The 12,569-nt window shown below is 66.3% G+C and carries 11 protein-coding genes and 4 pseudogenes; 5 read left to right on the top strand and 10 right to left on the bottom strand.

Annotated features, from left to right (window positions below; translation table 11 throughout):
* Positions 1-48: 48 nt before the first annotated feature.
* The 3 genes from G9Q41_RS00950 to G9Q41_RS00960 all read right to left on the bottom strand — a co-directional run bounded on the left by G9Q41_RS00950 (position 49) and on the right by G9Q41_RS00960 (position 3,659).
* Entirely contained in the window at positions 49-327 is a 279-nt protein-coding gene (locus G9Q41_RS00950; protein WP_092521631.1) for a hypothetical protein, read from the bottom strand.
* 590 nt (positions 328-917) lie between these two features.
* On the bottom strand, positions 918-2,045 hold the full coding sequence (locus tag G9Q41_RS00955) for a hypothetical protein (protein ID WP_242687001.1): 1,128 nt from the start codon (positions 2,043-2,045) through the stop codon (positions 918-920).
* Between the two features lie 714 nt (positions 2,046-2,759).
* Positions 2,760-3,659, bottom strand: coding sequence for a sulfite exporter TauE/SafE family protein (locus G9Q41_RS00960; protein WP_165631581.1), 900 nt, complete (start codon positions 3,657-3,659; stop codon positions 2,760-2,762).
* 108 nt (positions 3,660-3,767) lie between these two features.
* Here G9Q41_RS00960 and G9Q41_RS00965 point away from each other — a divergent pair, with 108 nt between their 5' ends.
* The gene (locus G9Q41_RS00965; RefSeq protein WP_165631580.1) at positions 3,768-4,040 is read left to right on the top strand and encodes an Rrf2 family transcriptional regulator; all 273 of its coding nucleotides are present in this window, start codon (positions 3,768-3,770) and stop codon (positions 4,038-4,040) included.
* Between the two features lie 34 nt (positions 4,041-4,074).
* On the opposite strand, the gene G9Q41_RS00970 is transcribed toward G9Q41_RS00965, so the two are convergent.
* Positions 4,075-4,266, bottom strand: coding sequence for a hypothetical protein (locus G9Q41_RS00970; RefSeq protein ID WP_242687002.1), 192 nt, complete (start codon positions 4,264-4,266; stop codon positions 4,075-4,077).
* A gap of 24 nt (positions 4,267-4,290) precedes the next feature.
* Between G9Q41_RS00970 and G9Q41_RS21670 the strand changes: the two are divergent.
* Positions 4,291-4,401, top strand: a pseudogene (locus G9Q41_RS21670) (IS5/IS1182 family transposase); the annotation flags it as partial.
* 210 nt (positions 4,402-4,611) lie between these two features.
* On the opposite strand, the gene G9Q41_RS00980 reads toward G9Q41_RS21670, so the two are convergent.
* Both G9Q41_RS00980 and G9Q41_RS00985 read right to left on the bottom strand, forming a co-directional pair.
* The gene (locus G9Q41_RS00980) at positions 4,612-5,844 is read right to left on the bottom strand and encodes an alpha/beta hydrolase-fold protein (protein ID WP_165631578.1); all 1,233 of its coding nucleotides are present in this window, start codon (positions 5,842-5,844) and stop codon (positions 4,612-4,614) included.
* 240 nt (positions 5,845-6,084) lie between these two features.
* Positions 6,085-8,109 carry a S9 family peptidase gene (locus G9Q41_RS00985; RefSeq protein WP_165631577.1) on the bottom strand — a complete coding sequence of 675 codons (2,025 nt, stop codon included), beginning with the start codon at positions 8,107-8,109 and terminating at the stop codon, positions 6,085-6,087.
* A gap of 296 nt (positions 8,110-8,405) precedes the next feature.
* On the opposite strand from G9Q41_RS00985, the gene G9Q41_RS00990 reads away from it, so the two are divergent.
* On the top strand, positions 8,406-9,623 hold the full coding sequence (locus G9Q41_RS00990) for a helix-turn-helix domain-containing protein (protein WP_165631576.1): 1,218 nt from the start codon (positions 8,406-8,408) through the stop codon (positions 9,621-9,623).
* 41 nt (positions 9,624-9,664) lie between these two features.
* On the opposite strand, the gene G9Q41_RS00995 is transcribed toward G9Q41_RS00990, so the two are convergent.
* Together G9Q41_RS00995 and G9Q41_RS01000 are read right to left on the bottom strand one after the other, a co-directional pair.
* Entirely contained in the window at positions 9,665-9,931 is a 267-nt protein-coding gene (locus G9Q41_RS00995; protein ID WP_165631575.1) for a hypothetical protein, read from the bottom strand.
* Positions 9,932-10,120: 189 nt separating this feature from the next.
* On the bottom strand, positions 10,121-10,285 hold the full coding sequence (locus tag G9Q41_RS01000; protein ID WP_165638168.1) for a hypothetical protein: 165 nt from the start codon (positions 10,283-10,285) through the stop codon (positions 10,121-10,123).
* 297 nt (positions 10,286-10,582) lie between these two features.
* Between G9Q41_RS01000 and G9Q41_RS22510 the strand changes: the two are divergent.
* A pseudogene (locus G9Q41_RS22510) lies at positions 10,583-10,783 on the top strand (Tn3 family transposase); the annotation flags it as partial.
* Between the two features lie 88 nt (positions 10,784-10,871).
* Positions 10,872-11,009, top strand: a pseudogene (locus G9Q41_RS22515) (hypothetical protein); the annotation flags it as partial.
* Between the two features lie 155 nt (positions 11,010-11,164).
* Here the strand turns inward: G9Q41_RS22515 and G9Q41_RS01010 are convergent.
* Complete coding sequence (locus G9Q41_RS01010) at positions 11,165-11,869, bottom strand: alpha/beta hydrolase (protein WP_165631574.1); 705 nt, start codon at positions 11,867-11,869, stop codon at positions 11,165-11,167.
* Positions 11,870-12,010: 141 nt separating this feature from the next.
* Positions 12,011-12,256: pseudogene (locus G9Q41_RS01015) on the bottom strand (leucine zipper domain-containing protein); the annotation flags it as partial.
* Between the last annotated feature and the right edge of the window lie 313 nt (positions 12,257-12,569).

The raw sequence follows: 12,569 nt of genomic DNA on the forward strand, positions 1-12,569 counted from the left end.
TCCGCCGGGTGGCGCCCCGGGTGCAGTGACGACGAGGATGCCCGGAGTTCAGCCACGCTGGTCGTTTTCGAGGGCTTTGCGGATGTCGTTGAGCCAGCCGGTGAACTCGAGGGCGTTCAATCCGGCCGCCCGGCAGACCTGGTCGGTGGCCTGCTCGAAGTCGTAGCCCAGGGTCTCGAGGTGGTTGCGGTCGCGCAGCACCAGGGCGACCGCGAGCTGCTCGTCGAGGGACCACTCGCCGGAAGGGTGCTCCTGGTTGTGATCCCGTGCCCACCGGCACCGTTCGGTGATCTCGTCGATGTGCATGTCGTTGTCCTCCGTTCCCACGCCGTTTCTCCGCTCTTGGACATGCTAGTGACGACCAGTGCTGGGCGGGGGAGTCGGGCGCACGGGACGTTACCGGCGGGGTTGAGCTCCCCGCGGCGGTGGGCCGGCCGCGGAATGCACGCGAGGCTCGATGTCTCTCCCGTGGCACGGCCCCGTGCCGGCCGGAGGGTTTTCCCGGAAACCGCTAACGGTCCTTGTTGTCCGCCGGCAATGGGACTCCGCACCCAGCGAGGCTGCGTGCGGAGTCGTGCTCCCACGAAACGCGCGAGAACGCGATGCGCGGAATGAGAATTTGTTTCAGCACGTCCTGCCGACGTACGAGGCGAACGGGTCGCCACGACGAGCGGCGTGGGGGACGAGTGGGCAATACCCTGTGGGCACGGCCGGATCGTTCCTGCCACGCATTCGACGTTGTGCCTCGGCGCTTTCCCGCGGCGCGAAGAAGAAACGGTAACTTTCGCTCGATCGAGTAGCTCTCTTCCTTTCCGGCAGGACGTGACGATTTCTCGTGTCGGCCGGTCGTGCCGAGCGATTCGCACGGAATTGACACCCTTCTGCCCGACTGAGTTGACCCGATCGCGGGAGTACGTTCAGGCATCACGCAACAACTCGCGGAGCCGCTCGGTCAGCGAGACTTCGGAAGGTGCCCCTTCCTCCGCGGTGTCCTGCTCCTCCAGCGCCCGTTCCAGTGCGGAACGCCAGTTGGCGAGCTCGGTCGCGCTGTCTTGGTGGGCTTGCTCGGCACTGGCCAGTTGATGGCGCAGCCCCCCGATGGTCTCGTGCAGTTCGGCGAGTTGCCTCGCGTGCTGCTGCTGCAGTTCGTCGCGCAGCCGCTGTTCGGCTTCGGTGTGTTGCGTGCGGGCCGACTCGAGTTCGCGGTGCTGCTGCTGCTCGAGTTCGCGGATGCGTTCGGAGTGCTCACTGCGCAGCCGGTCGAGTTCGGCGGAGTGCTCACCGCGGAGTCGCTCCAGGGTCTCGGTGTGCTCGCCGATGAGCTGGTGGTTGCGGTTGGTGGCCTCCTCGAGCTGCTGGCGAACCTCGGCCAGCGTGTGCTGCGTGCTGTGCAGTTGCGCCCGGACCTCGGCCAGGGTCTGCTCGGCCTCGTCGCGGCGTTGGGTGACCGCGGCCAGCCGTTGTTCGAGCTCGGTGAGCTGGGCGGCGTAGCGGTCGCGCTGGCCTTCGGCGTGGGACTGGGCGTGTTCCGCGGTGTGGCGGGCCTGCTCGGCCTGCTGCTGGGCCTGTTCGGCGACCTGGCGGGCCTGCTCGGCCTGGTCGCGTTCGGTTTCGGCGGTTCGGCGGACCTGTTCGGCCGCTTCGGCCTGTCCGCGTGCTTCGGCGGCGTCGGCTTCGGCCTCGGCACGGGCCGTGCGCGCGGCGGCGACGTCCTCGTCGAGCCGCCCGTTCACGGTTTCCAGGGACTCCACCAGCTGGGTCAACCACGGTTGGACACCGCTCAGTCCGTTCAAGGCCGTGGTGATCTGCTCGCCGAGCACGGCGGTGTCCAGCGTGGCCGCGGGGGAGTCCTGCTCACCGTGCGCCGAGTTCAGCAACCGCTCCGCTCGTCCCAGCTCGGCGCAGGTCACCGCTCGTCCGTCCACTGACCAGGTGCGATCCCGCTCGTGGCAGAACTCGCGTTTGCGTCCGGTGCGGGCTTCCGGCAGCACCGCGCGGCAACGGCTGTAGCCGCAGCGACGCGGTTCAGCCGTTGACCTGGACAAAGATTCGTCACGAGTTCCGTCATGACCGTTTTTTCCTTCGGGTGTTCCCTCCGACGAGGCAGGGGAGGGGTGGGGGGTTGTCTCGCCTCGGGCGGTGCTCGCCGGGTCCGCCGGTGCGGTTTCTCCCTCGTGGTCGCGCATACCTCCATGCTATCAGTTTTGTTTTGTTAAGTTAACTTGGTATGTTTTGTATAGAGAAGTATTTAGAAGATATGTTGTTTAGTAGTCGATAATGCCGCTTATCTACTACTAAGGGGGTGATGGGCCGAGCGCGGGAGCCAGGACCGCTGGGCTCGCTTCGGGGAAGCAAACCGAGACGGAGCAGAGGCAGGCAGAGCGCCGTCGGTCGGGGCGGGGCGAGGACGAGGCCCTCGCAGCGGGTGTCGCGTTGCTCGGCCCAGGTGTGCTGGGCGAGCAGTTCCACTGGGGGCGTGCTCCAGCTGCCGAACCGCGTCCCAACCGGGTCACCGGATCGCTGCGGCGGTTCACCGGAGCCAGATCGGGGTCACCGGGGTGCGCGATCCGGTAGAGCCAGTACCCGATCCGGCCCGGCGGGGAACGCGGCACGGGCGCTCAAGTCAGCTGGGGCCGCGATCCTTGTCCGACGAAGTGGTGGCGGTTCTTCCGCGTGGCGCGGGTGGGGGAATGGTGTTGGACAGCACCGATGGCTTGGCGACGGTGCATCGGGGTCGGGTGGCCCCGAAGCGAAACGGATCAGGTCTGGTGCACCAAATTGGCGGACTTGGACTGCTGGTCGGTGCGGTCTCGGCGGGCCGAGTGGACCGCGATGGCCAGCGCGGCGAGCCAGCCGACGGCGAGCGCGATGTACACCGGGAGACCGGCCACATCATCGAATCCGATGGCTCGCAGGAAGGTGCGGGTGTTGGTCAGCACGATGATCCCCCCGACCAGGGTGCCCATCACGCGCGCGTTGAGCAGTCGCACGACCCAGGCGGCGAACGGGGCCGCCACGGCGCCGCCGAGCAGCAGCGCGGCTACCACCTGCAACGGGATCTCGGAGGTGCTTAGGCCGAGCAGGAATCCGGCACTGGCGCCGACGGTAACCAGGAACTCGGATGCGGCCACGGTGCCAACGACCTTGCGCGGCTCCATCCGGCCGGAGGCCAGTAGGCTCGAGGAGCCTACCGGGCCCCATCCACCTCCGCCGACGGCGTCCATGAACCCGGCCACCACGGCCAACGGGGACAGAAACCAGCGAGGGACGTGCCGCACCCGAACCGCCCCAGTGCGGGTGAACGCGAACCGGGCCAGGATGTAGACCCCCATGCCGAACAGAATGATCGCCACGACTGGTTCGGCAGCCTTGGCGGGGATCGAGGTCAGAAACGTCGCCCCGACGAACGCCGAGACCGCGCCCGGCACGGCAAGCCACCCGATCTTGGGCCAATCGATGTTGCCGAATCCCCAATGCGACACACCGGAGGCCAGGGTGGTGCCCAGCTCGGCCAGGTGTGTACTGGCCGAAGCCACCGCCGGTGCGAGACCCACCGTGAGCAGCATCGTAGTCGAGGTCAGTCCGAACGCCATTCCCAGCGCCCCATCGATCAACTGGCCTGCAACACCGGCCAGCGCCAGCAGGACAAAGCTCGGCATCAAAGTCTCCTTAGTCTATAAATTTAGTAGACTTTAGTATCGACACTTCGGGATGCCGAGGTCAACGAATCTCGCTTGTTGAGACGGGGCAGCGGAGGAGCGCGCTCGGTGCCGCTGTCGCACCTGGTCCACGCCTGGACGCCTCACTCGCTGTGCGGGTCGAGAACCTGGGGCAAAATCACGGGTATGCGGATCACCTCCAAGGCCGACTACGCGGTGCGCGCGATGATCGAACTCTCCTCCGCGGACGAGCTGCTGACCGCCGAAGATTTCGCCGACCGGCAGGGAATCCCGGTGCGGTTCCCTGGTCACCGTCCTCAACGGCCCCGTACTCCTGAAGCTGTCCTGAGGGGCAGAGTGGGGCGGGTTATTCGTCGGTGAGGAGCGCGGCGTTGAGGGCGCGGGACCTCAGTGGTCATCGAGCCTTGGCTGAGGTCTGGTCCCGGTGCAGGGTGCGGTAGACGGTGAAGACCTCGGCGAGGTCGGCATCAGGAAGCTCATCATCGAGCCCGGTCGCCAGGACGATCGACCTCGTGGCCCACTGGCCGTCGTCGGTGAACCCCTTGAATCGAGGCGACTCATCGCCGATGGCTTCGACATTCGTCACGCGCCCCTGTACGAGTTGGACGTCATACGCGACGGCTTCATCGCCCGCGCCAACGCCGTCATCATCGTCCGCCGACTCCTCCGCGCCGCCTGGACCACCCACCGCTGGGACGTCCGCCCCGGCTGTCGAGCATGACCCTATCCGCGCGACCTCTAAGCAGACTCTCGTCCGCGAGCGTCATGACGAGTGATGCGGTGAAGACCTTCGTGATGGAACCTGCCGTGAACAGCGTCTTGGGCCTCACTCGGGCACCGGTCACGAGGTTGGCGATCCCCGTGGCCGCCGTCACCACGTCATTGTCTTTTGAGACGGCAACCGCGGCGTCGGGAACAGCGAAACGGTTCATCAGATGTGATCACGATTGGCTCGTCTCAGCTCGCGCTGGCGGGTGCGCAGGGCGGTTGCCAGTTGAGGCAGCCATCCAACCACGTCGTGGCCCCCGGAGTACTCCTCGAAGTGCACCTCCACGCCCCGCTCGCGCAAGATGTCCACGAGCTCGCGAGTGTCGGGGATGAGCAGGTCTTCCGTGATTCCTACGCTGACGTCCACGCGCGCAGGCAAGGATGAAGCGGACCGCAGGAACTTCAGGAACCACGCGGGCTCGCCGGCGTGCTCCACATACACCGCCGGCGACATCGCGACCGCGCGGCCGAAAGTCTGGCTGGCGCAGGTACTCACATAGCACGCGGCGCTACCTCCGAGGCTGGCGCCAGCCACGATCCTGTCCCCTTCCCAGGGGCTGAGGTTGCACTGTTGCTCCGCCCAGGGCACGAGCTGGGTCTGCAGGAAGGTGATCAGCTCATCGTTGTACAGCAGATCCGATACACGGGTGACCGTGCCACCCGAATCGACCAGCACAAGAGCAGTCGGAGGGACCTCCCCCGCGTTCTGCATGCGGCTCAGCGTTTGCGGCAGCCCGAGATGGACAAACGCCTGGCCGTCCAGCACCACGAGCAGCTGCGCTCTCGTGCTCGCATCGCGCGGTCTGCTCAGCCAGACCCGGCGGGTCTGCTCCGAGCCGAAAGGCAGCTCAGTCTGCATGAGTTCATCCTCAGCCTGCCCTCCACCGATGGGGAGCAGCGCATCCAGAGCCGGCGCATCGGGGCCCCGCAAGACCGACGCAGAAACAACGACGTCACCCATGTGGAGGCCGACGCTCCAGGGGTTGAGGGGGTCGGGAACCAGTCGTGCGGCTATGTCCCTCATGACGGCCGACGTCTCCTCCAGATTGCGGGTGGCCTCGTCGTCGGTGAGAGCCTCTGGAGCCGGCTCGGGCAAGTAGGCGTACGAAAGGTGGAGATCCGAGGGTGCCTCGACCGTGGCGACCCAAAGGCTGTCCTCAGAGGTATCGAGCCGCATCATGGGGCGCGTGTAGGCGTTATCGGCTTGAGGCGCGCTCAGATAGACTCCCACTGATGGGGCGACGGAATCTTCGAACACAAAGGTGTACGAGCAGTACCCATTCTTACCCTCCACGGGCTCGATGAGCGGACCGTCCCGTCCCACGAGCGCTTGCCTGGACGCCGCACCCCGGCGGATGGCCTCTACGGTCGGGCTGAGCCCGTCGGGCAGCACCATGGAAACTCCTGACTGACTTGGAAGGAACAAGGACCGGCGGCCGCAGCTGCCGGGGTGGACATTCGGAAGGGGCAACTGGAACGGGCTTGCGGGAGGTGCTGTTGCAAACTCGATGCCAATACCCCATGTATTTAAGCGAACACGGCTGATTTTCCCGTTGTGGAGCTGACAGGCCTGGCCGAGCCAAATATGGGTAGGCGATTTCGCGCCAGTTCGCCACTTTGCAACAGCACCTGTGGCCTACCTCCATCCCTGTGATGACGGTTCGTGCTTGTGCGGCCGTTCACCGTCAGGCGGCATGTGTTGCGTGAACCACATGACGATGCGGGTGAGCACGTCGGTGAGCGCGGGGTAGGACCGCACGCCGTGGCCCTCTTCGGGGTAGATCACCAGCGCTGATTCGACACCGTGGGCACGCAACGCCTGGTGGAACTCCCGGGCCTGGCCGGGTGGAGTGCAGCGGTCCCTTGCTCCCGCGACATTCAAGCAGGGCGTCCGGGCCTTGCTTGCGTGCAGCGTGGGGCTGCGTGCGTGCGCCAGGGTGCCAGGCTGCTCGGGATCTGCGCCGAGGAACGCGTTGCCCCATCCGGCGATGTTGCTGGTGAAGGACTGGCTGTACCAGTCGGTGACCGGCGAGATCGGCACGGCGGCTGCGAAGCGCTGGTCCTGGGTGATCAGCCAGGATGCCATGTACCCGCCGTAGCTCCCGCCGAGGACACCGAGCCGCTGGGGGTCGGCGACACCTTGCGCGACGAGCGCGTCGATCCCGGCGAGGTAATCGCCGGTGTCCGCACCGCCCATGTCACCGACGACGTGCCGCGCGAACCGCTGGCCCCGTCCGCCGCTGCCGCGCGGATTCGGGTTCAGCACGGCATACCCGCGGGAGACAAGCAGCGGCACCCACGCATAGTTCATCGACCAGGTGTTGCGGAAGGCCCACACCGGACCACCGTGCACATTGACGACCAGCGGAAACGGCCCGTCACTGGACGGTGTGCACAAGATCCCCTCGATCCGCAGTTCGTCCGGCGCCGACCACGAGACGGCTCGCGCCGTCCCGGCCACGGAACTGAGGTAGTCGGTGCCAGCGTGTGCGACCGAGGCGAGCACCTGATCCTTGTCCCCGTCGGTGATGACCACTTGCTGCGGAAGCTCGTAGGACTCCTGGATCGTGACCACCCGACCGTCCGCGGTGAAGGCCCCGTCGGGATAGAACCAGCTGCCGCCGCAGGCGAGTTCGGTCGAGAACACCTCGTGCACGTGGTTGGTGGCGACATCGACGATGCCAGCCACCGAATCCAGGTGCCGCTGCCCGAAGTAGCCGAGTTGCGTCGCATCGATCCACTGCAGGCCAGTGATGTCCGTGCCCACCGTGTCCACCATGGTGTGCGTCCCGGAGTTCACCTCGATGATCGTAAGATCGCCCGCGACGACCCACCGATCACTACACACCGCCTGCACGACCGCGGTGTACCTTCCGTCCGGGGCGCCCGTAGGCAACCCCAGTTGGACGCTGCTGCGGAAAATCTCGCGGCTGGCGCCGTTCGCCACGTCGATGAGCGTGAGCGCTGCACCATACCAGGAGTCTTCACTCGGATCGTCGGAGGCGACGGTCACCACCTGCCCCGCGCCGCACCAGCCTGCCTCCCAGCAGTTCATGCCGTCCGGCGACAGCTGCGACATCCCGCCGGTCTCGACTGTGTACAGCCACAGGCTTCGCCAGGCACAGGCGTCGTCGATCTCGACCCGGGGCTGCCAGCCGGGCCGATCGCTGTCTGCCTCGACCGGAGTCGTACCTGACCCTTGGCCGCCCGCCAGGTCGGCGCCGTGACCGGCGACTCCGAGCAGGAGCTGCCGCCCGTCTGGAGACCAGTGTGCGTATTCGATCGTGCCAGGCACCTCCGCCGTGGTCACAGCTTCGCCGAGGCGGTTCGCAGACAGCAGGAAGAGCTGGAACACGCCCGGTTTGGCGCGGTCAGACAGGAACGCCAGCATGGATCCATCCGGGGCGAACCGTGCTCCCCGGGCCGAGCCACACGCCGCCGACACCGGCTGCAGTTCACCAGCCTGGCTGGCATACACGGCCGTACGCGGGATCCCTGAGAGTTCGTCGAACACGAGCCCCGTGACCACTACGTGCGCACCATCACCCGTGACATGAGGTTCGCGCAGCGCGTGCGGTCGTCCGAACGCGGGTTCGTGCAACCTGCGCAAGTGCTCGACCACCGCAGCGTGTTCCGGGGTATCCGTCAGGTTTACCTCCATAGCGCTGTCCTCTCGGAGCAGGAGCGGTCAACCGATCATGTTGCCGGAGAAGTTCTGCTGCACCTCACGCTTAGGGGGACGATGCCTCAAACCGCTGTCAACATGCTTGAAGTCTCCCCGACGGGCAGGTATTGGCACGATCGACAACTGTCGGAAGATTTGGCCCCCGTTTGCGACACACCCGAATCGGGGAAGGTTAATGCCAAGTGAGTCGAACGGCTTCGTCAGGTCCGCCGAGCTCGCGTACCGGCAAGTGTGTCGGCGACAGAGCAGAGGCGGGGTTGTAGAGTGATCGGGTGCTCTCCGAGCTGCAGCGGCTGATCGATCATCTTGGCAACCGTCTCGGCAGGTCGGTCGCGATCGATGACCCGCACGTTCGCCTGCTCGCCTACAACGCCCACACTGCCGATGTTGACGACGTTCGGGTGGGCTCGATCATGCGCAGGAGCGTGCCCTCAGCATTGACCGACTATCTGCACGAGCTCGGCGTGCACAAGTCTGAGGATGTGTTCACCGTTCCGGCCCGCCCGGACCTCGGCCTCACTGTCGAACGCGTTGGTATGCCCGTGCGTCACGAGCAGCTACTGCTGGGATTCCTCTGGCTGGTCCGCTCGGACGGGCCGGTGACCGATGAGCACGCCGCGGCACTGCGGGAGGTGGCCGGCCGCGCCGCGCTGATCATGTACCGCGAGCACCTGGTTGGCGAGCTGGTCAAGGGCCGGGAACGAGAGCTGCTCCGGGATCTTCTTTCCGAGGACCCGGAACTGCACGCCGATGCCGCCGAAAAACTCGTCGAGCAGGAGCTCGCCGTCGCGGGTCAAGCGACCGCCCTGGTGGTGACCGTGTCCCAAGCTCCGGGCGAGCCACTGGACGAGCACGACCGGGTCGCTCTCACCGCAGCCGTCGACCGCGGCAGGCGACGGCTGTCTCCACGCACGGCGTTGACCTTGGAACGTCCTGGCCACGCGCTGCTGGCCGTCATCTCGCCGGGTCACGGTGGGGTCGAGAAGACGGCCGAGGAGCTCGCTGCCGCGCTGCACGAGCGCTTGGTCACCGAGAGCGGCCGGACGCACGAGGAGTGCTGGGTCGGTATCGGTAATACCCGGCGAGGCCTGCCCGACCTGCGGTACAGCTATCAGGAAGCGTGCCGCGCCGCCGAGGTCGCCCGGGTCACCGGAGCGCTCGGCCCGATCGCGCACTATGCCAACCTCGGTGTGTACGCACTGCTCAGTCAACTGTCGCCGCAGCAACTCATCGAGGCCCTGCATCCGGGCATCCGCCCCCTGCTGTGCGCCGGCGGCGGGCACGAGGACCTGGTCGAAACGCTGACCGCTTATCTGGACAATGCCGGCGACGCGAAACGCACCGTCGCAGCGCTACACATCCACCGTGCCACCCTGTACTACCGCCTACGACGCCTCGAAGAACTGTCCGGACTGGACCTTAGCGACGGCGACGACCGGCTCGCCGCACACCTGAGCCTCAAACTCGCCCGCTTGCACAAACCAACCTGACACCTCAAACACGGAATCCGCTGCAGATTACCTGCCGACCATTAACCGATCACCGTGCCTGAGCTTGCCGTGTTGACCGAGCGTAACCGGGAGAATGTGGTCATATCGACGACATGACCGGTGTGTGGCAGCGGAACTCCGACCGGTGCCCGGTCGTGATCGGCTCCGCCTTCCACCGCCTGCACAAGGGTGTTCATCAGTAGTCCAAGCACAGGGGCGTTCTTGAACTGGCTGCCGCTGGTGCCGATGGCGACGTAGAAGCCGGGAAGGTCGGTGCGATCGTAGATCGGGGTCCAGTCATCAGCCACGTCGTATATCCCGATCCCCCTTTTGGCTGTTCCGGCACGCCCATATGCGGGAAGCGTCGCGCCACTCGCGCGACCTGCAGGTCGAACCGCGCCTTGCTCGGGTAGTACCCGGCTTGATCTGGGTCGTTCAGCCACTCCAGCGGGTCACATTCCGGTTCTGTGCCGCCGATCACGAGTCCGCCTGCCCCGTCAACCACGCACATAGGTGCCCAGATCGATGTCCGCCACGACAGGCCCTGCGGTGCCGTTGTCGTCGTAGCCCGGCGGCGCCGGAACATGGTGCACCTCCTGACGCAACGGCCGGACCCACATTCGGAAATCATCGCCGACCCCAGCAGCTCTGTTCAGCTGCATCGATGTCCGCGCCCCGCGTGGCGAGGGTGTCGGGGCCCACTGCTCGTACGGAACGGTCCGTAGTTGTTGGTGACGTGGGGGACACCGCCCTGCGTCGGTGCGGCGTCGGGACCTTCGAGCTCGTAGCGAATCCGGAGCGGGTGGCGACGGGACGCTCGATCGGCTTCCTTTTGCATCTGCTTCATCACCTTGTTCCAGTTTTGCCTGTTCGACGGCATCACACACTCCTAGCGCGCCAACCCCATCTGTCGGGTGTTCAGTGTCGGCAAGACACTACATGTTGTGTCCGACAAGGACGTGACTCGACGCTATGACGAGCTGGCCCCTCAGGGGACGGTCAAATACGCCACCGCGCTGCGACTCGGGACGGCCGAGTCGGAATCGATCCTGCGCCGGTTCACCCGCGGTGGGCCCAAACATCCCACCTACCAAGCCCTGGAAGAACTCGGCCGGGCGGTGCGCACGATCTTCGCCTGCGACTACCTCGCCGACCCTGAGCTTCGCCGCGAGATCCACGGCGGGCTGCAGGTCGCCGAGAACTGGAACTTGAGGCAACGGCGTCATCTTCTACGGCAAGGACGGCGACCTGACCGGCCCCGACCGCGAGTCCGCCGAAGTCTCCATGCTCGCCCTGCACCTACTCCAGTCGGCGCTGGTGCACGTCAACACGCTGCTGCTGCAGAACGTCCTCGACAGCCCCGATTGGGCCGAACTGCTCGGAGAACACGACCACCAGGTGCTCAGCCCGCTGTTCTGGTCCAACATCAACCCCTACGGACGCTTCCGACTCAACATGGACACCCAACTCGACCTGACCACGGTCACCAGCCGAACCGAGCACGCAGCCGTCTCACCGACGATTGCTTATCGGGACTCGACTCAGGAGTGTGAGTCGCCGGCGACGGCGTTTGCGATGATGTCGGCAAGTCGCTGTGGTTGGGACAGGAACGGGTGGTGGCCGGTCGGGATCTCGACGAGCTGTCCCGCCCTGGTCGCCCAGCTGGCCTGCACCGCGGGTGCTGTCGCCTGATCGTGGGTACACAGGACGAAGGTGGAAGGTAGCGAGTGCCAGGCCACCGCGCGCGGGGGTTGGGCGAGAGCCGCGGACGATTGCGGCACCAGCCGAGCCCGCGCTCCCCGGGCGGCGTCCTCGTCGCAGTCTGCGGTGAAGTGGACGTGGAAGTCCTCCTCACTCAGATCCGCCCGGACCGCCAGCCTGTCGTCGTCGCCGGTGGGTTCGAGCCAGCCCGGCGACTCAGGGTCGGCCAGGGCCGCGAGTGACTGCCCGGTCTCGGGCAGCCCCGCCGTGACATAGACCAGGTGGCGAACCGCGGGATGCGCGCCGGCGTCGGTGATCACCATGCCGCCGTAGGAGTGCCCGACCAGCACGGCTGGTTCGTCGCTCTCGTCGAGCACCGCCTGAACCGCGTCACCGTCGGCATGCAGATCACCCCCACTGGTTGAGCAGCTGGGCAGCTCGACGGCGACCGAACTGAACCCATGAGCCCCGAGCGGCTGTCGCATGCGCTGCCACCACCAGGCGGAGTCTGTGACTACGGCCCCGTGCACGAAGATCACTCGCATGACTCCAGTCAACACCGCCACCAGAGAAGAGAAAAGCGAGTTCGCCACCGGCTGACGCATTCCCCGTCAGTACGCTCGGGGGGTTGAGACTGCTACTCCGTACCGAGCGGCCAGACGCACCGATCCGATCTGATGGTCACACCGTAATGTCACCACACGCCTTTCGGTGCGATGGTCGGTACGGGCGGGACTGTGATGCGGGCGGCTGGAACGGTCGACCATGCCGACACTGCCGTGGTCACAATAGCGATCTGCCCACCGCTCGGCCGTGGTCACCGCGACCTGGAACCGTTTCGCGGCCCGGCGCAACGGCCAATACTCGTCGACGACACACCGGGCCGACCTCAGCCGGCCAGTCGGAGTCAACGGCGCGTTCGTGTGGACCACGAGGGCCTCCTGGTCATCGGCGTCGATGTCGCCATCCACACCGAAACCAGCAGGCCCTCCCTCATATCAAGATCATCGATCCCGTGTCGCCCCGTCACCAACGTCCCCGAACAACACACCTAGGGCGCCGACACCGACGCGAGAGGCACCCGGCCAGGCCCGCTCGGTCTCCCCGGAGTCCCGCGCGGTTTCGGCGTCCGACTGGCACTGCCGGGCGCGGGCCGGGCACCTCGCTTCGCCGGGCCTCGGAACTTCTCACCTCGCGGGCAGGGGATCCGAACGGGGTGGATCCCCCCATCCCACCCGAGAAAGG

This window comes from Actinopolyspora sp. BKK2 (assembly GCF_011291845.1).
Classification (GTDB): Bacteria; Actinomycetota; Actinomycetes; order Mycobacteriales; family Pseudonocardiaceae; genus Actinopolyspora; species Actinopolyspora saharensis.